Raw genomic sequence first — 22703 nt, forward strand, 5'->3', positions numbered from 1 at the left:
CAAAAAGACACCAGATTACTCCCGTTGTCACGGCGGCGGTTCGGTGGACTGGGGTCAGGGTTGGGTGGGCAGGTCAGGCGTCTGTGTGCGGGTCCCATTGAAAGACCTCTTCCAGCGGCACGCCGAACACCTGCGCCATGCGGAAGGCGGCCTCCAGCGACGGCGAGTACCGGCCCGCCTCAATGGCGGCCACCGTCTGCCGGGTCAGGCCGATGCGCCCGCCCAGCTCGGCCTGCGACATCTCGCCGTTGTGGAAGCGCAGCGCCCGCACGCGGTTGCGGATGGTCCCCTGAATCACGTCTGGGCGCGGTAGCCGTGAACCACCAGGGCGGAGCGCACCATCTCGGCCACCACGATCATGAAGAGGGCCGCGTTGACGATGCCCCAGCCGCTGGCGCTGAAGGGCAGCAGACAGCCCACCACGATCATGCCGCCGATCATCACCGAGTACGCCGCGCCCACCGAGCGCTGCCCGATGGCCCGGTCACGCTCGTCGGGCGGCAGGCGGGCTTCCTGCGAGGCCTGACGGCGCAGCCACAGGTGGCCCAGCCCCAGAATCAGCAGCTGAGCGGCCACCACCCCGGCATAGAGCAGCAGTTGCCGGGTGTAGGGCGGTGGACCTGCCGGCACAAGGCCCAGCTGAACTAGCGCGAAATACGGGCCGAAGGTGACGGTCATCGCCACCAGCGACAGCCAGGCGATCTTCTCTCGGTAGGGCATCCGCTTCTCCTCCAGTCAGGTCAAGTAATGTTAAAAATACCTTACATGGTGTTAAAGATTTTTGTCAAGAAAAGGAGAGAATTTGCCTGGCGCGGCGGCGGCCCGCACCCATCCTGCGCTTTCCGGCGTTTCCCGCACTTCTCAGCCCCCACACCCGTATGCTGGGAGGCGTGAAGCTCGCTCCTTACATTGACCACACCCTGCTGAAAGCCACCGCGACGCCCGCCGATATTTCCAGACTGTGCCAGGAAGCCCGCGAGAACGCCTTCTACGCCGTGTGCGTCAATCCTGTGTACGTGGCCCAGGCCCGCGCCGAGCTGGACGGCAGCGGCGTGAAGGTCGCCACCGTCTGCGGCTTTCCGCTGGGGGCCGTCACCTCCGGGCAGAAGGCGGTGGAGGCCCGCCTGAGCGTGGAGGAAGGTGCGGACGAGGTGGACATGGTCATCCACATCGGCGCGGCACTGGCTGGGGACTGGGACGCGGTGCAGGCCGACGTGCGCGCGGTGCGGCAGGCCATCCCCGAGCACGTCCTGAAGGTCATTCTCGAAACCTGCTACCTGAACGACGAGCAGAAGCGCGGCGCGACGGAGGCGGCGGTGCTGGGCGGCGCGGATTACGTGAAGACCAGCACCGGCTTCGGCACGGGAGGCGCCACGCTGGACGACGTGAAGCTGATGCGCGATGTGATCGCGGGCCGCGCGAAGATCAAGGCAGCGGGCGGCGTCCGCAGCGCCGAGGACGCCCACGCCATGATCGAGGCCGGGGCGGACCGCTTGGGCACGTCCGGCGGCGTGGCGCTGGTGGCAGGCGAGCGGAGCGAGGGGTATTAGTGGCCGCTCAGGTTCCTGAAGTCGTCCTCGCTTCTGGCAGCCCCCGGCGGCGCGAACTGCTGACGCTGCTGGGCGTAGAATTCCGCGTGCAGGTCAGCGGCGAGGACGAGGACAGCGCCGAGACCGATCCGCGTGCGCTGGCCGCCGAACTGGCCGCCCTGAAGGGCCGCAGCGTGGCCGCCCTGAGTCCGGACGCGCTGGTGATTGCCGCCGATACGGTGGTGGCCGTGGACGGTGTGTTGCTCGCCAAGCCCGCCGACGCCGCCGAGAATGCCGACTTCCTGCGCCAGCTCTCGGGCCGCACGCATCAGGTGTTTACGGGCGTTTCGGTCTTTGCGGGCGGCCAGGAGCAGACCGAAGTGGCCCGCACCGACGTGACCTTCCGCGCCCTGAGCGAGACCGAGATCGAGTATTACGCGCAGTCCGGCGAGGGGCTGGACAAGGCCGGGGGCTACGGCGTGCAGGGGCTGGGGCAGGCGCTGGTGTCGCGCATTGACGGCGAGTTCTCGAACGTGGTGGGCTTTCCGATGTCGCTGGTGATCGGGCTGTTGCGCGGTCATGGCGTCCACGTCTGGGGCGCGGCCCATTCTCCAGAGGTCAACACGGAGGCTGCTCCGGCGTGACGGGGACGCGGCAACTGGGACTGGTCTTCGTGGGATTGCTGCTCATCAGCATGGTGCTGACGCGCTTTCAGGTGGTGCCCCCCACCGCGCTGCGCTCGGTCACCGCGCCGATCTCGCAGGTGGGGGTGGTGGTGGCCGACAACCTGCGCCGCGCCGTAACCACCGTGACCCAGCAGCGCGACCTGCGCGCCGAGCTTGCCCGCCTGCAGACAGAAAACGACGTGCTGCGCCAGCGCAACGAGCTGTTGACCCGTGAAGCCGGGCGACTGAAACAGCTGGAGATCATCACCCGCACGCAGGCCCCCAACGCGCTGGGCATCGCGCAGGTGGTCGCCGTCGATCCCAGTCCGCTGCTGTCGCGCCTGACGCTGAACCGGGGCACGCGTGACGGCGTGCGGGTGCGGATGCCCGTCACGGTGCCCGGCGGACTGGTGGGGCAGGTCACCGGGGTCAGTGCCCGGACGGCCACGGTGGTCTCGCTGGTGGACCCGGAAAGCACGGTGGGCGTCACCCTGCAGGGCGGCGGGGGCGGGCGCGGGCTGGCGCACGGCGTGCCGCCGGATCGCCTGCGCGCCGAGTTCTCGCGCAGCGTGCCGATCAAGGTGGGCGACGTGCTGGTCACGTCCAGCCTGGGCGGCGTGTACCCGGTGGGGGTGCGGGTCGGCAAGGTCGAACAGGTGCTGCCGCTGGGGCCGAACGACGTGAACCGCTCGGTGATCGTCCGGCCCGCCGTGGACCTGGGCGTGGTGGAAGACGTGACGATTCTGGAGGGGTTGTAATGGACGGGCGGCGATGCTGAGCCGGCGGGGGCTGGGCCAACGTGGAATGGGCGGCGGACGGTTCAATCGCGGCGGCCTGGGCCGGGGCGCCCTGGGGCCGCGCGCCAGCCTGCCGCAGCGTGGCCCGGCGCGGGTCTTCCGGGCCGTCGTGTACGCCGCGCTGCTGATTGCCGCCCAGGGGTTGCTGTCCCGCCTGGCGGACTCGGCTGGCCTGGCTGCCCCGGATCTGTTCCTGCTGACCGCCGTGGCCCTGGCGTGGCGCATGGCTCCGGCGTGGGCGCTGGTGGCCGCCTACGGCGTGGGCCTGAGCCAGGATCTGCTGGGCGGCGGCGTGCTGGGCCTGCACGCGGCGGGCCTGGCCGGGGCGGTGCTGCTGGTGCTGCTGATCCGGCGCTACGTCGCCGATTCCGGTCCGTTGCAGGTTGTGCTGAGCGTGGTCGGCGCGGTGGCGGGCGAGTGGCTGACCTTCGGGCTGCTGGCGTACTGGCTGCGCTCGAACCTGATCACGGTCAACCTGCTGCTCACCACGATTCCCAGCCTGCTGATCGGTACACTGCTGGCGTATCCGCTGTGGGAGTGGGCCGTGCGCTGGGGCATCGGGCCCCGTCCCGGCCCCCAGGAGAAACTGGCGTGAAAGAGAACAGATCGGCAGGCTCCTGGATGTGGAGGGTGGGGCACAGTCCCCTGGATGTGGTCCCCTTATGAGCCGCGCCGAGCATCCCCTGCACCGTCCCGACCGGCCGCACGAGCGGCTGAAGCGTGAGCGACGGCGGGCCGCACCCAAAGCCGACAAAAAGGGTGGCAGCAAAGCTGGGGCCATCGGCAACGGGGCCGGGCGGGTGGGCTGGGTGGCCCTCGCCTTCAGCCTGGGCCTGCTGGGGCTGGGCGCGCGGCTGTATACCCTGCAGGTCACGCAGCACAGCCAGTACGCGGTGCAGTCGGCCAGCAACTTCCAGCGCGACGAGGTGATCCGCGCCCTGCGCGGCGAGATCCGCACCCGCGACGGCGTCCTGCTCGCCACCAACCGGCTGGCCGTCGATCTGGTGTACACCGGGCGCCGGGTTTCCGAACGCGCCGAGGCCATTCCCGCCTGGGACAAGATCATCTACCTGGCGGGTATTAAACCGGAGGCCCTACAGGACGGCCAGCCCCGCGAACCGGATTTCAAGAAGGAAACCGAGACCGTGCTGGCGCGCAACGTGCCGCAGGAAAAACTGGCCGCCCTCTACGAGTACACCGTCCTGATTCCCAGCCTGGAACTGCGCGAGCGCGTCGAGCGCATCTACCCCGAGGGCAAGATGGCCGCGCACCTGCTGGGCTACGTGCAGGAGGCCAATGACCGTCAGGTCAAGGAGGACGGCTACACGGTCGGCGATCTGGTGGGCCGCTCCGGGCTGGAATACAGCCTGCAAAAGACGCTGGAAGGCAAGAACGGCGTACTGCGGCGCGAGGTCACGGCGACGGGCCGCCCCCTCACCGAGCGCGTGATCGATCCGGGCACGCGCGGCCAGGACGTGGTGCTGACCATCGACAGCCGCCTGCAACGTGCCGCCGAGGACGCCCTGCGCGCGGGACTGGCCGACGTGAACGAGGGCCGCAAGAAGTACGGCAAGCCGCCCGAGCCCTTCACGCGCGGCGCGGTGATCGCCATTGATCCACGCTCAGGGCAGGTGCTGGCGATGGCGTCGAGCCCGGCCTACGATCCCAACTGGTTCTCGCGGGTGCCCAGCCCGGACCCGGCGGCCAAGAACTGGGCGATTGACCCGAACCGCAAGGACGCCGCGCTGGACGCCGTGACCAGCAACCGGGTGGTACAGGCCTACAACCCCGGCAGCGTCTTCAAGATCGCCACCACGCTGATGTACGTCGAGCGCTGGGGCAATTTCTCGCTGTCGTGCGCGCCCACGTACTATTTCGGGCGGGCGCGCTTCAACAACTGGTCCCACACCAACCTGGGTGTGGTGGACGGGCGCAAGGCCATCGCCTTCTCGTGCAACCCGTGGTACTACGATTCGGCGGTGCGGGCCACGCCTGGGGTGTACTCGCGCCAGCTCAAGTCCCGCCTGACCGAGCTGGGGTTTGGCCGCCCCACCGGTCTGGAAATTGTGGGTGAGAAGACCGGCACCCTGACCGACATCGACGACTACACCACGCCGGAGCATCCGTGGTATCCCGGCTCGGGCCTGAACATGAGCATCGGCCAGGGCGACGTGCTGGTCACGCCCGCACAGCTGGTCAAGGTGCTGTCCACTGTGATCAACGAGGGCCAGGAGCGCCCGCTGACGGTGATTCAGGCCGAGGGCGGCCAGGCCCCGGTGCGCCCGGCCCCCACCAGCGTGGTCCGGGGCGGCAACACCGACGTGTTCAAGTTCGTCAAGGAGGGCATGGACTGGACCGTCAGCATTCCCGGCGGCACGGCCAGCACCAAGCTGGGCAAGCATCTGTTCCCGGTGTCCACGGCAGGCAAGACCGGTACCGCCGAGAACGGCATGAGCGCCCGCCCCGACAAGGGCTATGCCTATACCCACGCGTGGTACGAGGGCTACGGCCCGCTGGACAGCCCCACCTTCGCCGTGGTGGCCTTCTTCCAGAACGGCGGCGAGGGCTACGGCCCTGGTATCAACGCAGTCAAGCGCATGTTCGCGGCGCGCTGGTGCGTCAAGCTGGACGACACCAGCAGGCTCAGCGCCCTGCCGCTGGACCAGCAGCAGCCCTGCCTGGGCGAACTGGACCACATGCGCGAGGTCTACAAGATTCGTGCCGAGCGGGAGGCGGCATCGGCACAGCCGTAGCGGCGGTCACACACCCACAAGTCGGCATCCGTAGGGGCTAGCGCACGCTGCAGGTGAATTCGGGGGCGCTGCGGCAGACGATGGTGGTGTCCTCGCGAGCCTTAACCCGCACCAGCAGGGTTTCGGCACGCAGGGCCGGGTCCAGCGGCACCACGTTGACGTTGCTCACGCCGGGGCGGACCCGCACGCGCAGAGGGGTTGTGCCCGCCCCCTGCCCGTCAATCAACACGCGGGCAGGCGTGTCGCTGTCCACCCGCAGGCTCCCGGTCTCGGGCCGCAGCTCGGCCCTGACCCTGACGGTGGCGTCCGGCTGCACGTTTACGGTCTGCGACACCGCGTCAAAGCCGGGACGGGACACCACCACGGTCACCGTTCCCTCGGGCACGTCGTGCAGGGTCAGCGGGGCGGTGCCCACGCGGCGGCCGCCAATCCGCACCTCCGCGCCGGGCCGTGAGGCGGTGACCTCCAGCGTGCCAAAGTTCACCACGCGGTAGACCGTGGTGGCCACCGTGTAGCTGCCGGCGGGCTGGCCAGCCGTGCCCTGCTGCACCACACGCGCCACCTCGTCCAGGGTTTGCGCCCCCGCCGCCGCGCCCAGATCCAGCGGGGCCAGGCTGGTCACCGTAAAGATCTGCGTGAAGCCTGCCGTTCCTGGAAGCGGCACCGACACGGGTACGTCCGCCGGGACGGCCCCCACGGCAAGAACCTGCGCGCCGCCGGACTGCGGCACCACCACAGCGGTCACGAACGCGGGGCGGTCGCTGCGCAGTTGCAGGGCCGCCGGACCGGGTGCGCGGTACAGGCCTTCCTCGCCCGTGGCCGCCGCCACCGGGGCGGGCCGCAGGCTGGCCTGCACCTGCACCTGCGCCCCGGGTTGCGCCCGCAGCGGCGCGGGCACACACGCGCCCAGCAGGCCGGTGAGCAGGGCACCCAGGGACAGCAGACGGACGGCGCGGCTCTTCATGCTCCCAGAATAGAAGATCGCCGCCAGACAAAACGGCATCCACACACCAAAAATCCCAACAAAAAACTGACCCCGGAGACAACCGGAGTCAGCGCAGTGTGCTCAGCGCGTCGCGCCTGACGTTCAGGGCAGGCGCTTCATGATGGACTGCAGGCTCTCGCTGTCCGCCCAGCCCATGCCTTTTTCCACGTACATGCGGGTCATCTCGGTGTCGCCGCGCTGCAGCGCCAAGTAGGCCAGCTTGGCGGCGCTTAGGGAGGCCCACTGCTTCTCGGTGTCGTTCAGCTCGCCCAGGCGGTCCCAGGCGTTATAGGCGTTGATCCACCACTGGGTCTTGGTGTACAGCTGCGCCAGGTACGCGTTGTAGTCGCGGTTGTCGGCGGCCATGCTGGCGGCGTAGTAGGAGTGGTCCACGGCCGCCTTCCACAGCGTGCGGTCATAGAAGGACACCGGGTAAGCCACGTCGGCCTGCACGGCGAATTCCTGGGCTTTGGCGAAGTTCTCCTCGGCGTTCATGGTGGCCGGGCCCATCATGGGCATGGTGGCGGGGGCGGGGGTGGTGTCCTGCGCGGCGGCCAGGCCAGTCAGCGCAAACGCGGTCAGCATGAGAATCTTCTTCATAACGTCGGTCATCTTAGGCCGTACCCTGGCAGGCGTCCACGCCCCTCCCCACCTAATCAACGTTGCGTAAAGGCAATGTAAAGGAGCTTACCTTCAGATGAGGATCCCCCTGTTTTCTACCCCTGGCAAATCAACGGCCCTGACCCTGGCCCTTCTGTGTGCTGGCGCGGCCTTTCCGGTGGCCCTGGCCCAGACCGGCGCCGTTCCGGCCGCTTCCGCCGCCACCCTCGCCCCACAGTTCAAGGCCCCCAAAATCGACTGGAGCCGGGAGCTGCGCGTGATCTCGGGCGTCTCGGTGGCGCCGGGCGGGGATCTGGTGTTTATCGGCAGCGACGCCCGCATCCACCGCACCGACGCCGAGGGCAACGAGCGCTGGAACTACGCGGCGGGCGACCTGGGCCGCGCGTACCCGGTCCTGACCCCGCAGGGCGGCGTGATCGCGGCCAGCTACGACGATTCGGTGTACGCGCTGGACCCGGCGGGCAAACTGCTGTGGAAAGTCCGGCTGGACGGCGACATCTTCGCCACGCCCGCCCTGCGTCCCGATGGCAGCGTGATTGTCGCCACGGCGGGCGGCACCGTTCACGCCCTGAGCACCGAGGGCAAGACGCTGTGGACCGTCAAGGCCGGAGCGCCGGTGTTCAGCAGCCCGGCCATCGCGCGGGACGGCACCATCTACCTGGGTACCCAGGGCAGTCAGCTGCTTGCGCTGACTCCGGAGGGCAAGCTCAAGTGGAGTTTCCGCGCCGGATCGCTGGTGTTCAGCAGCCCGGCCATCGACGCGGCGGGCAACGTTTACTTCGGGTCCAGTGACCGCAAGCTGTACTCGCTGGACCCGGCAGGCGCCCTGCGCTGGACCCGGCAGACCGGACTGTTCGTGAACGCCAGTCCCATCGTGACCAGCACGGGGCTGGTGGTGGTGGGCAGCTACGACGGCCGGGTCTACGCGGTGGGTTCAGACGGCAAGGACGCCTGGACCTACGCGGCAGGAGCGCCCATCACTGCCCCCGCCGCCGAACTCAGCGACGGCACGGTGGTGGTGCCCGATCTGAGCGGCACGCTGCACGCCATCGGCACCGCCGGTCAGCCGCTGTGGCAACTGGGGACGGGCAAGAAGATGGACCTGGGCGTCAGCGTCAGCGACGCGGGCACGCTGTACTTCGTCACCGAGGGCGGCCGGCTGAATGCCCTGAAGGGCCAGCGCCCGCTGGCGGTGGGACCGTGGACCACCTTCCACGCCCTGCCCAGCGCGGTGGGCCGCGCGCCCAGTCCACAGGAGCTGACGGCGGCCACGCAGGCCCGTCAGCGGGCAGCGGGGGCGGTGCTGACTGCCCTGACGCCGCTGGCCCCGGTGGCCACGGCGCCGGCTGCTGCGCCCACGCCGACAGTCCCCACGCCAGCAGTGCCGGCGCCCACCGCCCCCACTGCCCAGGTGCCCGCCGGCAAGCCAGCACCCGCGCAATCCACCCCGCCGCAGCCCACGCTCCCGCAACCCGTGCCGGTGCTGACGCCGCAGCAGCAGGCGATCGTGGCCGCCGGGGTGGCCCGCGCCTCGAACGGCCAGATCTACCTGCCGCTGAGCGCGAGTGCCGGGGCGCTGGGGCTGGCCGTCAGCAGCGTGACCCCGCGCACGGCCAACCTGCTGGTGGACGGCACCCTGCTGCCCGTGACCGTGAAGGTCTTCAACAACGTGCCTTTCGTGCCGCTCGCGGCGCTGGCCGCCCTGCCGGGCACGGCGGCACGGCTCGATCTGACCCCCGCTCCCGCCGTGACCCTGACCCGTGCGGAACAGGACATCACCTTTCCCATCCGTGTGGTGCAACTCGTCCCGCTGCGCGGGCAGCCGGAATTTCCGGGCGTGCTGAGGAAGTAGAGGGTTCTTCCGTCCCGAACCGTCAAGACACCCGCCAGTCGTGGCGGGTGTTTTCTGGGTCTGAAGTGCGGCGAACTCGGATCCCGACGGCTCCTGACCGCATTACGGCTGTTTACTGCCGGCGGGCCTGATCCGGAACCAGCAAGGTCCGCAGGGTCAGGTTGCCTCCCCACACGCCCCGCAGGCTGTTCTGAATGGCCGAGTCGCGCACGGCCGCGTACAGCGTGGGCGGCATGTTGACCGAGGGGTACACGCCGGTGGTGCCGGCCGGCGTGACCCGCAGGTCCAGTGGAAAGCCCAGCGCCACGGTGGCGATCAGCACGCCGCCCAGGACAAAACCGCCCAGCCCTCCGGCCAGCAGGTGCCACGGCTGCTCTGCCGGGTGGGGCAGCAGGCGCACGATGATCACGGCGCTGCCCAGCCCCAGCACCAGGGCCGCCGCCGCCGTGACCAGCGGGCTGCCCAGCGAGCCTGCCAGCCAGCAGATGGTGAGGCCCAGCAGGCCCCAGGCCAGTCCGGCCAGGCCGCGCCGCGCCCCCAGCGCGGTCATCACGGCCCACAGGGTCACGAGCAGGGCATCAAACCAGGTCATCACGCCCCCGAGTGTAGCGGCCCGGTCCTTACAGATTGTTTGCAGGGCGCGGCCCGGTCTGACCCGGCGCGGCCCCGTGGCTGGCAAAGGTAGGCTCCCTTTCTCATCTGTTGTCCGGATGGCCCTACACTGCCCGCTATGATTCGTGTTCTGCTCGTCGATGATCATGCGCTGTTTCGTCAGGGGCTGCGCAGCCTGCTGGAGTCCGAGGGCATGCGCGTGATTGGCGAGGCCGCCAATGGGCGCGAGGCCATCCGCTACGCGGCAGACACCCACCCCGACGTGATTCTCATGGACATCCAGATGCCGGAACTCGACGGCGTCAAGGCCACCCAGAGCATTCTGGAAATCGATCCCGACGCCCGCGTCATCATGATCACCATGTACCGCCAGGACCGGTATGTCTTCGAGGCGGTCAAGGCCGGGGCGCGCGGCTACATTCTCAAGGACGCCGACGCGGCCACGCTGCTCGACGCCATCAACCGGGTGGCCGGGGGCGAGGCCCTGCTGGACGCCGACATGGCCCAGAACGTTCTGGACGATTTCCGCGACAAGCGCGAGGAACTGCCCAGCGAGAAGCACGCGGACCTCAACGAGCGCGAGACCATGATCCTGAAATTGCTGGCGCAGGGCTTTTCCAACCAGGACATCGCCCTGCGCCTGGACATCAGCGAGAAGACGGTCCGCAACCGCCTCTCCGAGATCTTTACCAAGCTGCAACTCAACAACCGCACCCAGGCCGCGTTGTACGCCATCCGCGAGGGCATCGCCAATCTTGACTAGGGGGCGCAGGCGGGGCGGGGGAGAGGCTGCCTCTTCATCACCCCCTGTCACCTTCCGTGCGGGCTGCGGGCGCGAGTGGAGCTTGAACAGTGCGGAGACCGATCTGGCCTACACCGAGCAGGCTTTCGTGGAATGCCCGGTCTGTCCCCACCGCGTCGAACCCGAGGGTGGGCCGCCGTTCTGTACCCTGCGTCCCGTGAATACGCCGCATCCTTTCGCCGCGCTGGCCGGGCTGAATGTTCCAGAGTAGGACGAGGCCATGACCAAACGACACCTGCGGCCCGCCTTGCCCTTTCTCGTCAGCCTGCGTGCCCAGGGCTACGGGGGAGAGGTGGGGCTGCGCATCTGCGATCTGGTCGGTCAGGAGCTGTTCGCGCTGAATGCGGCGCGGGTGTTCCCGGCGGCCAGCACAATTAAGGTGCCGCTGCTGGTCCTGGCGCTGGAATGGGCGCAGACCGGGCGGCTGCGACTGGAAGACCGGGTCACGCTGCAGGCCGCCGACCGGGTGCCGGGGGCGGGTGTCCTGCACGAACTGGGGCCGGGGCTGGCCCTGAGCTGGCGCGACGTTCTGACCCTGATGATCGTCGTCAGCGACAACACCGCCACCAACTTGCTGATCGATCTGTTGGGCGTGGAAACCGTCAATACGTGGCTGGAGGCGCGCGGCTGGTCCCAGACCCGCCTGGTCGGCGGGCTGCAACTGCCGCCGGAGCGGCGCAACGCGGCCCAGCGCCGGGGAGAACGCAACTGCACCAGCGCCCTGGAGCAGACGGACCTGCTGGGCCGACTGGTGCGCGGTGAGCTGCTGGATGAGGTTCACACGGCCCTGGCGCTGGACATTCTGGAGCGGCAACAACTCCGCGACGTGATCGGCCCGGGTCTGCCGCGTGCAGAGAACGGTCAGCCGCTGTACCGTCTGGCCAGTAAGAGCGGCGAGCTGGACGGCGTGCACCACGACGTGGGCATCCTTTACACGCCACGTCCGCTGGTGGTCGCCCTGCTCAGCGAGGGCGGCGCGGACCACCGTGAATTGCCCGGCAACCGGGACGTGCAACTGCTGTCGCGAGCACTCTGGCCGCTGCTGGCCACGCTGGGTCAGGTCTACGGCGTTCATGCCGCCGACGGGGACATTTAACCGCCCGGTCAGGCGCATCATGACACTTGCCGAAGTGTCGCTGGACCAGCTGTTTCAGAAGACGCGCCGAGTGCGACGCAGACGGTATCAAGGGCCCCCGAGGGACGCTGTGGTGCGTGCTATGCTGCTCGCCGATACGGTCAGATTGTCAGCTCGTCGGCATAAGCCCTGAATGGTGCAGAACGTCAGGCCATTTCATGCGTGAGGGAGAAAGAACGTGGAGAGAAACGACGCTGTAATGCCCTGGGTTGCCATCGTGTGCGCGGCCATCATGTGGATCCTGCTGCTGTTCCTGTTCAACAAGGAGACCGCGCCGGAACCGGTCACCGTTGATCCGGCCGTCGTGGCGAACATCAGCAAGGAATACCCGACCATCGGCAAGGAACTGTACACCTCACAGGGCTGTGTGGGCTGCCACGGCGCAGAGGGCCAGGGCGGCGTGGGTCCGGCCCTGGCGGGCGACGGCAAGATCCTGAAAGACCCGGTGTACGTGCACAGCATCCTGGTCAACGGCAAGGGGGCCATGCCTGCCTTCGGCGAGAAGCTCAAGGAAAACGAGATCTACGCCGTCGCCAACTACGTCCTGAACTCCTGGGGCAACAAGGAAGACGAACTGCTGACCCCGGCCACCGTGGCCGAGAGCCAGACCAAGATCGACCCGGCGGTCCTCAAGAACCGCAGCCGCTTCGTGCCTGAGGACATCAAGCTGCCCGAGATCTTCCTGGCCACCTTCATCATGGTGCTGCTCACCTACGGCGTGATCGGACTGTACAGCGTCTGGGCCGAGGGCACCGAGCTGCACCCCGGCATCCACAAGGTCCGCTCCACCCCCATCGCCCTGCTGGGCATGGTGACCACGCTGGGTCTGACGCTGCTGTTCAGCGTGCTGTTCGCCCGCCAGATGGTCATCGATTACGCAGGCTGGGGTGCCAAGGAGCCGGTCATGCCCAACGTGACCGCTGAGGGCTTCTACGCCGCCATGATCATCCTGCTGCTGGCACTGGCTGTCGGCCTGTACAAGAAGTTCTTCATGGACGGCGAGGTGCTGGTCGAGGACGCCAGTGGCGAATTCCCCTGGTAGGCCGTACGGCCCGTTCACTCTGTCTCCACTCCCTGCTTCTTTTCCCCATGAGGTTTGAAATATGACCCGTTACCGCAAACAGGATCCTGAAATCACCCGCCGCCGCTTTATCAACGCGGCCATGGGCACCACCGCCACGGTCGGCATCGTCAGTCTGGTGGGCGTGCTGGGCACCGCCAACCCGGTGTTCCGCCTGACCCGCGACAAGATGCCTCCCGTTGAGGGAGACGTGCTGGTGCACGCCTCGGCCAGCAAGGAAGGCGAGGTCATCAAGGTCAGCGAACTCAGCGAGCAGCTGATCCGGGCTTGGCCGATGGGCAAGGACAAGGAAGGCAACAACCTGATCCGCAAGGGTGACCCCAACAATGTGCTGGCGCTGTACCGCTTTCCCAAGGGCCAGATCGTGGCCCCCACCAATCTGGACGCCACCGTGGACGGTGAGATCGTGGCCTACAGCGACATCTGCACCCACGCGGGCTGCTCGGTCAGTGACGACGACCAGCAGGAAGGTCAGATGAAATGCCCCTGCCACTCGGGTCAGTACGATCCCAAGCGCGGCTGCGTCGTGGTGGGCGGCCCGCCTCCGCGCCCACTGGCCCAACTGCCCATCAAGCAGGACGGCGACAAATTGGTGGTGGCCGGGTTCTTCCTCGAAAACCCGTACCCCTTCACCGAATCCGAATGGGAAGCCCGCAAGGAAGCCGTCAAGGCCCAGCTCGCATGAGCCACACCCCCTCTCAAGGACAGCTTAAGGAGAACAGCGCATGAACCAGTGGCTCGACGAACGTCTGCACATCTCGCGCCTGAACGACAAGTTCCTGCGCAAAGCCTTTCCCGTTCACCACAGTTTCTTCCTGGGTGAAATCACGCTGTTCAGCCTGATTATCCTGATCATCACAGGGATTGTGCTCGCGCTGTCCTACGAGCCCAGCAACAGTCTGGTGGTCAACTCCTTCGATCCGGGAACCGCCGACAAGCCCAACATGCTCCCGGCGGCCTACCACTCGGTGCTGAAGCTCAACGCCATGCCCTTCGGCGACATGCTGCGCCGCGTGCACCACTGGATGGCCAATATCATGGTGGCCGCCGCCGTCATCCACATGATGCGCATCTACTTCACGGGCGCGTTCAAGAAGCCCCGCGAGATCAACTGGTGGATCGGCATGCTGCTGCTGATCTTCGCGGCCCTGACTGCCGTCACCGGGTACATTTTGCCCTATGACAACTACTCCTACAACACGGTCAAGGTGGTCTACGGCATCGCCGCCTCAATTCCCTGGATCGGGACGTGGCTGGCGCAGGCGGCCTTTGCGGGCAACTTCCCCGGCGACGGCATCATCCCGCGCATCTACGGCTACCACATCATGCTGCTGCCGGGCATTCTGCTGGCGCTGACCGGCGCGCACATGCTGATCATGATCAAGCAGAAGCACACCCAGCCGCAGTACGCCAAGCGCATCGCCTACAAGAAGATCGTCGGCGTGCCGCTGCTGACCCAGCAGACCCCGATCATGCTGATGCTGACGCTGCTGTTTGCGGGCATCGTGCTACTGTTCGCGGCCTTTATCCCGGTGCACCCTTCTGAATTCTTCGGGCCGCCCAGCACCACCCCGATCAACAACATCAAACCCGACTGGTACCTGCTGTGGATCTTCGGTGCCTTGGCGATCATCCCCAGCTTCGAGTTCAACATCTTTGGCGGCATCATCGGCTCCGAATTCACCGGCGCGATCCTGTTGCCCACAGTGGTCCTCGGCGCGATGTTCGCGGTGCCCATGCTGGACCGCAGTAAGGACAACAACTATTACGCCGAGAACCCCACCAACCATCCGGTGCGGCTGGCCATCGGAACGGCCTTTATGGCCCTGCTGATCGTCATGTCGGTGGCCGGGTACAAGCCGGACCTGATCAGTGCCAACGTGTTGACCACCGCCAATGCCAACACCGTGCTGTGGATCCTGATCTTCGTGGTGCCGGCCGTGACGTATTTCGCCACCATCGGGATCGTGCGCGGCATCCGTGCGCTGCGTGAAGCCGATGAGCGCGATTCGCTGGCCCACTCCGCCGCTGCCGACGACTGAGCCCCACTTCTGACTAGCCGCTCTGGCCCTGTGCCGGGGCGGTTTTTTCTATGCTGTGGGCATGGAACAGCTGGCCCAGCATCTTGCCCATGAAGCCCGTCGCCTCGGCCTGGAATCGGCGGACCTACAAGCTGCGCCGCCCGAGACTGTTCAGGCCTTTGCTCAAGTGGTTCTGGCTCAACTCGTTGCGCTGGGTATGCTTCGGGGGGAGACCGAGGTGGGTTGCTGGGCTACGCCGCGTGCAGGCGGGCATTGAAGGATGTATAGGCACAAAAAACCGCCCCACAAGGAGGCGGCTGAAAGGGAGAGGGGACCTGGCGCTAGGCCTGAACGCGGGCGCTGGGCCGGACCACCGCCACCTGCTCGCCGCCCTCGCGGCTGCCAGCGGCGTAGCCCACCTGCGCACCAAACTGCCACGCCAGCTTGATCATGAACAGGATGGCTTCCTCGTCGTGGGTGTCAATCAGCTGCCGCAGATGTTCAGGCAGCCCGTCGGGCAATGGCATGGCCCCGAGCTGCTCGCTGTATTCAGTCCGGAGCTGCTCGAACCACTCGGCATAGGGGTTCGTCATGGGCCTATCTTAACATGACCACACTCAAGGAATGTAAGCGGTGCGGTGGACTCTGCGGGGTTCCGGAGGGCCTTTCCTGGCCCTGGCATGAGCGTCGACACCGAGTGTTCAGCCCTCTTCACTGCTGATCCACTTTGCTTTCCGCGCACCTTTTTATTGCGCCAATGGTGCTACGCTTCACGCATGACCGCGATCTCCCATTCCGAAACCCACGGTGACGTGGCTGAAAAGGCCATGACCATCAGCGAATTTGGCGCGCAGAAGGCTCTGGGTATCATTGGCCAGAGCGGCAAGGAAAATGCAGGCGTGCGCGTGTTCATCAAGAGCGGCGGCTGCAGCGGCTACCAGTACGGTATGGCCATCGACGACCGCGAGCTGGAAGGCGACACCATCGTGCATGACCGGGGTGTCAAGCTGCTTGTGGATCACATGAGTCTGTCCCTGCTGCGCGGCAGCGAGGTGGATTTCGTGGAGAACATGATGGGCGGCGGCTTTACCGTCAACAATCCCAATGCCACCAGCGCCTGCGGTTGCGGCCACTCCTTCCGCACCGACAATGCACAGTCGCCGGACAGTGAGGGCAGCAGCGGCTGCGGCAGCCACTAAACGATCTGGACACGGTCTAGACTGTCTGGGAGGGTCAGAACATTGTGTTCTGGCCCTCTCGCTTGTATCGGATTCTCCTCATTGTCGTGAGCGCGGCTGTGAAGTTAAGCCCTCTCTCCGCCCGGTCTGCCCTGATCTTGCGGGAGCAGCCGTCGTGCGAATTTGCTGTGTCAAATGAGCCTGCGGCTTGACACTTCTTCACCCCGCCCTATACTGACGCTCATCACTACAGTTTGGGGCCGTAACTGGCCTGCCCGTAAGTCTTGGAGGCGTTCATGAAAGAAGTGTCCCTGAAGAAGGTCCTGACCCTTTCCGCCCTTTTGCTGGCCCCTGCGGTGCTGGCTCCGGCACTGGCTGGTCCAGCCAACAACAGCCTGATCGTCGGCACCTCGCAGGAACCGCCGAACATCTACGATCCCTGGGTCACCAACAACTTGGCGATCACCAGCGAGATCAACAACTGGATGGGCGCGGCCCTGACCGGTCTGGACAATGAGGGCAAGCTCTACGCCGACATGGCCACCACCGTCCCTACGACAGCAAACGGCGGCTACAAGCTGGTCAAGGACGCCAAGGGCAAGGTCATCCGCAACAGCCTGACCTATACCATTCGCCCGGACGCCAAGTGGAGCGACGGCTCCCCGATCACCGTGGCCGACTTCGAGTTCTGGCTGATGGTTCAGAATGACGAGCGCGTGCCGGTGCCGGACCGTTACCCTTTCGAGAACGCCAAGATCACGCGCGGCGCGAACAACAAGACGTTCACCATCACCTTTGATCCGCCGTACCTGTTCGCCGAGCAGGCGGGCGCTCCCGGTGTCGCTCCCTCGGCAGCCATGAAGGCTGGCTGGGACGCCTTCAACGCGGCCACCAAGGGTCAGAAGCCCAGCGACGCGGTCAATGAGCAGTGGATCAAATTCCTCAACCAGTACACCACCTCCAACAACCTGCCCAAGGTGGTGGCCGGTCCCTTCAAGCCCACCGCGTGGCGGCCCGGCAACAGCCTGACCATGACCCGCAATCCCAACTATTGGCGCAAGCCCTCTGGCGGCGAGAGCAAGTACCTCCAGACGGTGACCTACCGCTTCATTCCCAACACCAACACCCTCAAGGTCAACGTTCTGTCGGGCCAGGTAGACGCGCTGGCGACGGTAGGACTGTCGTTTGATCAGGCCATCGACCTGCAACGTGGACAGCGCAAGTTCAGCACCTACTTCGTGCCCGGTGCAGTGTGGGAGCACATCGACATCAACACGCGCGGCCAGAAGGCCAAGGACTTGAATCTGGACGATCCCAACGTCCGTCAGGCGCTGCTGTACGCCATTGACCGTGCGTCACTGGTCAAGGCCCTGTTCCAGGGCAAGCAGCCCGTATCCAACGTGTTCATCAACCCGCTCGCCACCGTGTACAAGAAGGACGTGCAGACCTACCCCTTCGATCCGGCCAAGGCCAAGGCGCTGTTCGCCGCTGCGGGCTGGACGCCTGGCAGCGACGGCATCCTGCAAAAGGGTGGCAAGAAGTTCAGCCTGAACTTTGGCACCACGGCGGGCAACAGCGTGCGTGAACGCGTGCAGCAGATCCTTCAGGCGCAGTGGAAGGCCGTGGGTGTGCAGGTCAACATTCAGAACTATCCCTCCAGCGTCTTCTTCGGCGCGGACTTCCTGTCCAAGGGCGCCGAGGGCAAGTGGGACCTGGCGATGTACGCCTGGACCGCCAACCCCATCTTCGAAGAGGGCGATCTCTTTAAGGGGTCAGGTGTGCCCACCGAGGCCAACGGTTACGCAGGCCAGAACAACTCGGGCTGGGTCAACGCTGACTACGACAAGCTGCAACTCCAGGCCCGCACCGAGTTCACCCCCGCAGCGCGCAACAAGCTGTTTGATCAGATGCAGACCATCTGGGCCAAGAACGTGCCGTCGCTGCCGCTGTACTACCGCGTGAACCCGTACATCCAGGCCAACGGGCTGGCCAACTACGACTTCAGCGCCTACACGCTGTACCCCACCTGGGATGCTTACCGCGTGGGCTGGACGAGCAAGGGCGCAGTCTCGGCCCACAAGCAGAAGGAATAACCGGGAGGCCAGGGCGCACACCGCCTGAACCTCGGCATGGGGGAGAGGATGCGCCGCACATTGGCCTTCCTCTCCCCGCTCGCGTTCAACGCTTTTTTCCATGTTCCTGAAAGGATGGCTTCTCTATGGCAACCTACGCCCTGCGCCGGATCCTGCAGATGATTCCGCTGCTGCTTGTGATCAGTCTGGTGATCTTCGGCCTGACCGCCCTGCAGCCCGGCGACCCGGTCGATCAGCTGATCTTCGGCAACCCGCGCATCACCCCTGAAGATATCGCCCGGCTGCGTGAGGCCTACGGCCTGAACACGCCCTGGCCCCAACGGTACGTGTCGTGGCTGTTGCGAGCCTTTCAGGGTGAATTCGGGTATTCGCGCGACTTCGGTATTCCGGCCACCCAGTTCATCTTCACGCAGCGCCTGCCCAACACGCTGCTCCTGACCATCCCTGCACTGGTGATCAGTACCCTGATCGCCGTGCCGCTGGGGATCTATTCGGCCATCCGGCAATACAGCACGCTGGATTACGTGCTGACCTTCCTGAGCTTCGTGGCCTTCAGCGCTCCTGTCTTCTGGATCGGCGTGATGGCGCTGTACCTGTTCGCGGTGTACCTGCCGCAAGTCACGGGTGGAGCCATCGCCCTGCCGCCCGGCGGGCTGGGCAACCTGAGCCCGGAGGACGGGTTCTGGCCGTTCTGGCTGGATCGCCTGAAATACCTGATTCTCCCGCTGTCCATCCTGATGTTCCGTGAAATTGCCGCCACCACCCGCTTCATGCGCGCCAGTTTTCTGGAGGTGATCGGCCAGGACTTCGTGCGGACGGCGCGGGCCAAGGGGCTGCCCAACCGCGCAGTAATTTTCAAACACGCCCTCAGGAATGCCCTGATTCCGATCATCACCATCCTGGGCCTGTCCATTCCGGGTCTGTTCGGCGGCGCGGTCCTGACCGAAACGGTGTTCTCGTGGCCGGGCATGGGTCGCGCGTTGCTGGACTCGCTGGTCAGCAAGGACTTCAACGTGGTCATGCTGTGCCTGATGCTGCTGGCCATCCTGACCGTGGTGTTTCAGTTGCTCGCCGATCTGGCCTACGCCCTGGTCGATCCCCGGATTCGCTATTCATGAGGCCTGTGACCGAGAAGGTGGCTCTGCTATGACAATCACTGCCCCTGCCCCGCCCGCCGAGAAGAGCTACTCCGCGCTGCAGATGTCCATGCGCCGGTTGCTGCGCCACAAGGCCGCCATGATCAGTCTGGCGTTCATCATCTTTGTGGTGCTTGCCGCCCTGCTGGCCCCACTGATTGCCCCACATGACCCCAATGCCCAGGACCTGAGTGGGTTCTTCGCGCCGCCCAGTGCCAGCTATCCGCTGGGCCAGGATGAGCTGGGCCGCGACGTACTCTCACGCGTGATCTACGGCAGCCGCATCAGCCTGGTGGTGGGCTTCTCGGTGGCGATCATCAGCGTGCTGCTGGGGACGCTGGCCGGTCTGGTGGCGGGCTTTTTCGGCGGCCTGACCGACTCGGCCATCAGCCGCTTCATCGAGTTCATGCTCAGCCTGCCCACCCTGCCGCTGCAACTGGTGATCTCGGGGTTGTTCGCCAGCAGCGACGCACCGTTCATCACCAACCTGCGCGAGAATCTCGGTCCCTCGGCCAGCGTGGTGATCATCATCAGCATCTTCGCCATCTTCGGCTGGATGGGTACGGCCCGGCTGGTGCGCGGCGAGGTGCTGCGGCTCAAGAACCTGGAATACGTGGACGCCGCCCGCGCGCTGGGAGCCAACAACAACCGCGTAATGTGGCGGCATCTGGCCCCCAACATGCTGGGCATCATCGTCGTCAGCGCCACCATCGACGTGGCCGGCGCCATTCTGGGCGAGGCCGCCCTGAGTTTCCTGGGCTTCGGCATCCAGCCGCCCGTGTCGACCTGGGGCAACATGCTCAGCAACGCGCAGGAGGTGGTCCTGAGCTACCCGTGGCTGCCGTTCTATCCGGGGCTGGCCATTCTGTTCACGGTGCTGGCCTTCAACTTCCTGGGCGACGGTCTGCGTGACGCCTTCGATCCCAAAAGCCGGCGCTAGCATTCACTGGAGGGGCCGCAGCCGGAGGAAACTCCGTGTCTGCGGCTCTTTTCGTGTGTGTGGCCGATTTTCCCGTATGCTGGACGCATGATCGTCCTCGGCATTGATCCTGGCCTCGCCAATCTGGGCCTTGGTCTGGTGGACGGCAATGTTCGCAAGGCCAAACACCTGCATCACGTCTGCATCACCACCGAGAGCGCCTGGGTCATGCCGCGCCGTCTGGCGTATATCCACAGTGAGGTCACCCGATTGATCGAGGCGTACCAGCCAGAGGCGGTGGCCATCGAGGATCAGATTCTGCGGCGTCAGGCGGACGTCGCCTTCAAGGTGGGGCAGGCCTTCGGCGTGATTCAGCTGGCGTGCGCCCAGGCCGGAGTCCCGGTGCACTACTACGGTCCCATGCAGGTCAAGAAGTCGCTGGTGGGCTCGGGCCGCGCCGACAAGGAACAGGTGATCTACATGGTCAAGGCATCGCTGGGCGTGCGCGAGCTGTTCAACAACCACGCGGCGGACGCGCTGGCGCTGGCGCTGACCCATCTGGCGCATCAGCCCCTGCAGGCGGCCGCCGCCCGGCTGGCCCGCGCTTAACTGCCTCCACGAATGTCTGCCGCCGTCTCGTTGACATTGTCGTTGCTGGCCTCGGTGGCCGTCACGCTGTGGTGGCTGTGGTTCTTCGTGCGCCGGGACCGCCACCCGGAGCCGCCGAAGTTGCTGGCCCGCACCTTCGCGTGGGGCATGTTCGCATGGTTGATCTCGGCGGCGTTCGAGGCCAGCCTGGGCAACCTGCTGGACTCCACGCTGCCGCTCACGCTGCTGCTGGTCGCCCTGCTGACAGCCGTGATCGAGGAGGGCAGCAAGTTTGTGGCCGCCACCACCGCCATCACCGAGCTGTCCTTCGACGAGCCGATGGACGGACTGGTCTACGCCGTCACTGCGGCGCTGGGCTTCGCCCTGATGGAAAACGTGACCTACACGCTGGGCTTCGGCAGTGGGGCGGCCACCTGGCACGCGCTGGTGACCACGCTGGCCCACGCCCTGTTCAGCGCCCCACAGGGCTATGCGCTGGGCGGCCTGCACTGGCAACAGGTCAGGGGTCCGGGGTTTGGCTCGGTGCGGGGCTGGGTGTTGCGGGGCGTCCTGCTCAGCGTCGCGCTGCATTTTGCGTTTAACAGCCTGCTGTCCGGTCCACCCGGCCTGTGGCCGTTGCTGGCGCTGATGGCTGTGGTCGCCCTGATGATCGGGCTGGCCAGCCGCTACTACCTCAGCTTTGAGGCCCATGCCCGCGAACATGGGCCCTCACCGTATTTTCTGGAAACCCAGGGCCGGCGCAAGTCAGGCTGAGGACCTACAGGGCCGGATGTTCCGTGTGACCGGTCACCCAGTGCTCGCCGTCGTCGTCGGCCTCGTGCTTCCACACTGGAATCTGCACCTTGAGGTATTCGATCAGAAAATCGCAGGCTTCCAGCGCGGCCCGGCGGTGGGGACTGGCCACGCCGATCAGGATGCTGGCCTCTCCCGGTGCAAGGCGTCCAGTGCGGTGCTGAATCCAGACGCGCAACTCGCCGTGCTTCTCACGCGCCGCGTTTGCCGCCTCCTGCATAACCTTGTGGGCCATTGGGGCGTAGCCCTCGTAATCGATGTGCTCGACTGCTTTCCCTTGATTGGGACTGCGCACGGTGCCGACAAAGTACGCCTGTGCGCCGCATTCGGGGCGGACCAGAAAAGCGTCGGCTTCTGACAGCAGCAACGGCTGGTCCGTCATTTCGCAGTGGGTGACGGGATCGCCTTCGCCGCCAGCCACTGGGGGCAGAAAGGCCACCTCGTCCCCTTCATTCAGGGCCCGGTCCGGCGTGGCGTAAGTCTCGTTGACCGCCACCATGCAGCCTTTCAGGCTCAGCCCATGCTGCGCTTCGACCAGGGCAGCCACCGCGCGGACATCGGCCCCATCCGGCACGTCCAGCGTCAGCTGCTCAGCTCCAATTTCCCGCCGCAGATGGGCAAAAAACACCACGTTCAAGCGCATGGGCGCAGGCTAGCACGCGGCTCAGCGGTGTATTGGGCCGATCGTAAGGTGCTGTCTCAGGCAGCGCAGATGCACTGCCACCGTACTTCCTTTTGATCTGGCGCTGCACATTCCCAGTTTCCTCGGCTGGGGTCTTGACAGTAGAGGCAGGGGGGGATATAGTTCCCTTCGCCCGTTAAACAGGCGAGTGGATGTCCCCAAGCTCTTCGGAGAGAAAGGCCCACTGGGACGCATGAAAATCTGGTGTTGAGAATGATGACAGGAACGCTTCGACAGAGGCGTGTGAGCGGCCAGTTTCCCCCCGGAAGCGGCTCCAGATTCACAAAACAGGGAAGTCCCTCAGGACTTCCAATGCAGACCAACTTCTTCTGGAAGTTGGCAGCCAAGCGCAAGCTTGGACCAAACACACTAACAATGCACCCTTTTGGGGTGTTTGCTAGACCATTTTATGGAGAGTTTGATCCTGGCTCAGGGTGAACG

Annotated in this window: 26 protein-coding genes; 19 read left to right on the forward strand and 7 right to left on the reverse strand. The window is 65.9% G+C overall.

The window, feature by feature from the left end; translation table 11 throughout:
- Positions 1 to 73 precede the first annotated feature (73 nt).
- Complete coding sequence (locus FHR04_RS14155; protein WP_139403991.1) at positions 74 to 298, reverse strand: helix-turn-helix transcriptional regulator; 225 nt, start codon at positions 296 to 298, stop codon at positions 74 to 76.
- Positions 295 to 720 carry a hypothetical protein gene (locus FHR04_RS14160; protein ID WP_139403992.1) on the reverse strand — a complete coding sequence of 142 codons (426 nt, stop codon included), beginning with the start codon at positions 718 to 720 and terminating at the stop codon, positions 295 to 297. The genes FHR04_RS14155 and FHR04_RS14160 overlap by 4 nt, the downstream gene beginning before the upstream one ends.
- Positions 721 to 890: 170 nt before the next feature.
- On the opposite strand from FHR04_RS14160, the gene deoC reads away from it, so the two are divergent.
- From deoC to FHR04_RS14185, 5 genes are all read left to right on the forward strand, one after another.
- A complete protein-coding gene (deoC, locus tag FHR04_RS14165; RefSeq protein WP_139403993.1) occupies positions 891 to 1550 on the forward strand; it encodes a deoxyribose-phosphate aldolase in 660 nt (219 codons plus the stop codon).
- Positions 1550 to 2173, forward strand: coding sequence for a Maf family nucleotide pyrophosphatase (locus FHR04_RS14170; RefSeq protein ID WP_139403994.1), 624 nt, complete (start codon positions 1550 to 1552; stop codon positions 2171 to 2173). Before deoC ends, FHR04_RS14170 begins: the two co-directional genes overlap by 1 nt.
- On the forward strand, positions 2170 to 2952 hold the full coding sequence (gene mreC, locus FHR04_RS14175; RefSeq protein WP_139403995.1) for a rod shape-determining protein MreC: 783 nt from the start codon (positions 2170 to 2172) through the stop codon (positions 2950 to 2952). The genes FHR04_RS14170 and mreC overlap by 4 nt, the downstream gene beginning before the upstream one ends.
- Positions 2953 to 2965: 13 nt before the next feature.
- Complete coding sequence (locus tag FHR04_RS14180; protein WP_249039138.1) at positions 2966 to 3586, forward strand: Rod shape-determining protein MreD; 621 nt, start codon at positions 2966 to 2968, stop codon at positions 3584 to 3586.
- Positions 3587 to 3653: 67 nt separating this feature from the next.
- Positions 3654 to 5744 carry a peptidoglycan D,D-transpeptidase FtsI family protein gene (locus tag FHR04_RS14185; protein WP_139403996.1) on the forward strand — a complete coding sequence of 697 codons (2091 nt, stop codon included), beginning with the start codon at positions 3654 to 3656 and terminating at the stop codon, positions 5742 to 5744.
- A gap of 37 nt (positions 5745 to 5781) precedes the next feature.
- On the opposite strand, the gene FHR04_RS14190 is transcribed toward FHR04_RS14185, so the two are convergent.
- Positions 5782 to 6708, reverse strand: coding sequence for a PEGA domain-containing protein (locus FHR04_RS14190; RefSeq protein ID WP_170213965.1), 927 nt, complete (start codon positions 6706 to 6708; stop codon positions 5782 to 5784).
- 123 nt (positions 6709 to 6831) lie between these two features.
- A complete protein-coding gene (locus tag FHR04_RS14195; protein WP_039686363.1) occupies positions 6832 to 7329 on the reverse strand; it encodes a hypothetical protein in 498 nt (165 codons plus the stop codon).
- Between the two features lie 97 nt (positions 7330 to 7426).
- Between FHR04_RS14195 and FHR04_RS14200 the strand changes: the two genes are divergently transcribed.
- Complete coding sequence (locus FHR04_RS14200; RefSeq protein ID WP_139403998.1) at positions 7427 to 9202, forward strand: outer membrane protein assembly factor BamB family protein; 1776 nt, start codon at positions 7427 to 7429, stop codon at positions 9200 to 9202.
- Between the two features lie 112 nt (positions 9203 to 9314).
- Here the strand turns inward: FHR04_RS14200 and FHR04_RS14205 are convergent, their stop codons facing one another.
- Complete coding sequence (locus FHR04_RS14205) at positions 9315 to 9794, reverse strand: hypothetical protein (RefSeq protein WP_052195170.1); 480 nt, start codon at positions 9792 to 9794, stop codon at positions 9315 to 9317.
- A gap of 138 nt (positions 9795 to 9932) precedes the next feature.
- On the opposite strand from FHR04_RS14205, the gene FHR04_RS14210 reads away from it, so the two are divergent.
- From FHR04_RS14210 to FHR04_RS14240, 7 genes are all read left to right on the forward strand, one after another.
- Positions 9933 to 10577, forward strand: a complete 645-nt coding sequence (locus FHR04_RS14210; RefSeq protein WP_039681755.1) for a response regulator transcription factor — start codon at positions 9933 to 9935, stop codon at positions 10575 to 10577.
- Between the two features lie 82 nt (positions 10578 to 10659).
- Positions 10660 to 10827: a hypothetical protein gene (locus tag FHR04_RS14215; RefSeq protein ID WP_249039139.1), complete on the forward strand. Its 168-nt coding sequence runs from the start codon at positions 10660 to 10662 to the stop codon at positions 10825 to 10827.
- Positions 10828 to 10836: 9 nt separating this feature from the next.
- Positions 10837 to 11712 carry a serine hydrolase gene (locus FHR04_RS14220; protein ID WP_139404000.1) on the forward strand — a complete coding sequence of 292 codons (876 nt, stop codon included), beginning with the start codon at positions 10837 to 10839 and terminating at the stop codon, positions 11710 to 11712.
- A gap of 238 nt (positions 11713 to 11950) precedes the next feature.
- Entirely contained in the window at positions 11951 to 12793 is an 843-nt protein-coding gene (locus FHR04_RS14225; protein WP_081994801.1) for a c-type cytochrome, read from the forward strand.
- A 61-nt stretch (positions 12794 to 12854) separates the two neighbouring features.
- Positions 12855 to 13517 (forward strand): Rieske (2Fe-2S) protein, encoded by a 663-nt coding sequence (locus FHR04_RS14230; RefSeq protein ID WP_039681762.1) that lies wholly within the window; start codon positions 12855 to 12857, stop codon positions 13515 to 13517.
- A gap of 40 nt (positions 13518 to 13557) precedes the next feature.
- On the forward strand, positions 13558 to 14874 hold the full coding sequence (locus FHR04_RS14235; protein ID WP_039681764.1) for a cytochrome b: 1317 nt from the start codon (positions 13558 to 13560) through the stop codon (positions 14872 to 14874).
- Positions 14875 to 14935: 61 nt separating this feature from the next.
- Positions 14936 to 15130: a hypothetical protein gene (locus tag FHR04_RS14240; protein WP_139404001.1), complete on the forward strand. Its 195-nt coding sequence runs from the start codon at positions 14936 to 14938 to the stop codon at positions 15128 to 15130.
- 64 nt (positions 15131 to 15194) lie between these two features.
- Here the strand turns inward: FHR04_RS14240 and FHR04_RS14245 are convergent, their stop codons facing one another.
- Complete coding sequence (locus tag FHR04_RS14245) at positions 15195 to 15446, reverse strand: hypothetical protein (RefSeq protein ID WP_039681766.1); 252 nt, start codon at positions 15444 to 15446, stop codon at positions 15195 to 15197.
- A gap of 183 nt (positions 15447 to 15629) precedes the next feature.
- Here FHR04_RS14245 and FHR04_RS14250 point away from each other — a divergent pair, with 183 nt between their 5' ends.
- From FHR04_RS14250 to FHR04_RS14275, 6 genes are all read left to right on the forward strand, one after another.
- Positions 15630 to 16052 (forward strand): HesB/IscA family protein, encoded by a 423-nt coding sequence (locus FHR04_RS14250; RefSeq protein ID WP_139404002.1) that lies wholly within the window; start codon positions 15630 to 15632, stop codon positions 16050 to 16052.
- A 275-nt stretch (positions 16053 to 16327) separates the two neighbouring features.
- On the forward strand, positions 16328 to 18124 hold the full coding sequence (locus FHR04_RS14255; RefSeq protein ID WP_139404003.1) for a peptide ABC transporter substrate-binding protein: 1797 nt from the start codon (positions 16328 to 16330) through the stop codon (positions 18122 to 18124).
- 125 nt (positions 18125 to 18249) lie between these two features.
- Entirely contained in the window at positions 18250 to 19242 is a 993-nt protein-coding gene (locus tag FHR04_RS14260; RefSeq protein WP_139404004.1) for an ABC transporter permease, read from the forward strand.
- A 28-nt stretch (positions 19243 to 19270) separates the two neighbouring features.
- The gene (locus tag FHR04_RS14265) at positions 19271 to 20200 is read left to right on the forward strand and encodes an ABC transporter permease (RefSeq protein ID WP_039681775.1); all 930 of its coding nucleotides are present in this window, start codon (positions 19271 to 19273) and stop codon (positions 20198 to 20200) included.
- An 87-nt stretch (positions 20201 to 20287) separates the two neighbouring features.
- Positions 20288 to 20788 carry a crossover junction endodeoxyribonuclease RuvC gene (gene ruvC, locus FHR04_RS14270; protein ID WP_039681777.1) on the forward strand — a complete coding sequence of 167 codons (501 nt, stop codon included), beginning with the start codon at positions 20288 to 20290 and terminating at the stop codon, positions 20786 to 20788.
- A gap of 12 nt (positions 20789 to 20800) precedes the next feature.
- Positions 20801 to 21541 carry a PrsW family intramembrane metalloprotease gene (locus tag FHR04_RS14275; RefSeq protein WP_052195171.1) on the forward strand — a complete coding sequence of 247 codons (741 nt, stop codon included), beginning with the start codon at positions 20801 to 20803 and terminating at the stop codon, positions 21539 to 21541.
- Between the two features lie 4 nt (positions 21542 to 21545).
- Here FHR04_RS14275 and moaD read toward each other — a convergent pair whose 3' ends face one another.
- Complete coding sequence (gene moaD, locus FHR04_RS14280; protein WP_039681779.1) at positions 21546 to 22223, reverse strand: molybdopterin converting factor subunit 1; 678 nt, start codon at positions 22221 to 22223, stop codon at positions 21546 to 21548.
- Positions 22224 to 22703 lie beyond the last annotated feature (480 nt).

Source organism: Deinococcus radiopugnans ATCC 19172, assembly GCF_006335125.1.
Taxonomy (GTDB): domain Bacteria; phylum Deinococcota; class Deinococci; order Deinococcales; family Deinococcaceae; genus Deinococcus; species Deinococcus radiopugnans.

Bases quoted from the DNA above. Each gene is read 5' to 3' on its own strand.
- FHR04_RS14160 (WP_139403992.1), bottom strand. From the start codon at position 720: ATGCCCTACCGAGAGAAGATCGCCTGGCTGTCGCTGGTGGCGATGACC.
- FHR04_RS14180 (WP_249039138.1), top strand. From the start codon at position 2,966: ATGCTGAGCCGGCGGGGGCTGGGCCAACGTGGAATGGGCGGCGGACGG.
- FHR04_RS14185 (WP_139403996.1), top strand. From the start codon at position 3,654: ATGAGCCGCGCCGAGCATCCCCTGCACCGTCCCGACCGGCCGCACGAG.
- FHR04_RS14190 (WP_170213965.1), bottom strand. From the start codon at position 6,708: ATGAAGAGCCGCGCCGTCCGTCTGCTGTCCCTGGGTGCCCTGCTCACC.
- FHR04_RS14195 (WP_039686363.1), bottom strand. From the start codon at position 7,329: ATGAAGAAGATTCTCATGCTGACCGCGTTTGCGCTGACTGGCCTGGCC.
- FHR04_RS14200 (WP_139403998.1), top strand. From the start codon at position 7,427: ATGAGGATCCCCCTGTTTTCTACCCCTGGCAAATCAACGGCCCTGACC.
- FHR04_RS14205 (WP_052195170.1), bottom strand. From the start codon at position 9,794: ATGACCTGGTTTGATGCCCTGCTCGTGACCCTGTGGGCCGTGATGACC.
- FHR04_RS14210 (WP_039681755.1), top strand. From the start codon at position 9,933: ATGATTCGTGTTCTGCTCGTCGATGATCATGCGCTGTTTCGTCAGGGG.
- FHR04_RS14220 (WP_139404000.1), top strand. From the start codon at position 10,837: ATGACCAAACGACACCTGCGGCCCGCCTTGCCCTTTCTCGTCAGCCTG.
- FHR04_RS14225 (WP_081994801.1), top strand. From the start codon at position 11,951: ATGCCCTGGGTTGCCATCGTGTGCGCGGCCATCATGTGGATCCTGCTG.
- FHR04_RS14230 (WP_039681762.1), top strand. From the start codon at position 12,855: ATGACCCGTTACCGCAAACAGGATCCTGAAATCACCCGCCGCCGCTTT.
- FHR04_RS14235 (WP_039681764.1), top strand. From the start codon at position 13,558: ATGAACCAGTGGCTCGACGAACGTCTGCACATCTCGCGCCTGAACGAC.
- FHR04_RS14240 (WP_139404001.1), top strand. From the start codon at position 14,936: ATGGAACAGCTGGCCCAGCATCTTGCCCATGAAGCCCGTCGCCTCGGC.
- FHR04_RS14245 (WP_039681766.1), bottom strand. From the start codon at position 15,446: ATGACGAACCCCTATGCCGAGTGGTTCGAGCAGCTCCGGACTGAATAC.
- FHR04_RS14250 (WP_139404002.1), top strand. From the start codon at position 15,630: ATGACCGCGATCTCCCATTCCGAAACCCACGGTGACGTGGCTGAAAAG.
- FHR04_RS14255 (WP_139404003.1), top strand. From the start codon at position 16,328: ATGAAAGAAGTGTCCCTGAAGAAGGTCCTGACCCTTTCCGCCCTTTTG.
- FHR04_RS14260 (WP_139404004.1), top strand. From the start codon at position 18,250: ATGGCAACCTACGCCCTGCGCCGGATCCTGCAGATGATTCCGCTGCTG.
- FHR04_RS14265 (WP_039681775.1), top strand. From the start codon at position 19,271: ATGACAATCACTGCCCCTGCCCCGCCCGCCGAGAAGAGCTACTCCGCG.
- ruvC (WP_039681777.1), top strand. From the start codon at position 20,288: ATGATCGTCCTCGGCATTGATCCTGGCCTCGCCAATCTGGGCCTTGGT.
- FHR04_RS14275 (WP_052195171.1), top strand. From the start codon at position 20,801: ATGTCTGCCGCCGTCTCGTTGACATTGTCGTTGCTGGCCTCGGTGGCC.
- moaD (WP_039681779.1), bottom strand. From the start codon at position 22,223: ATGCGCTTGAACGTGGTGTTTTTTGCCCATCTGCGGCGGGAAATTGGA.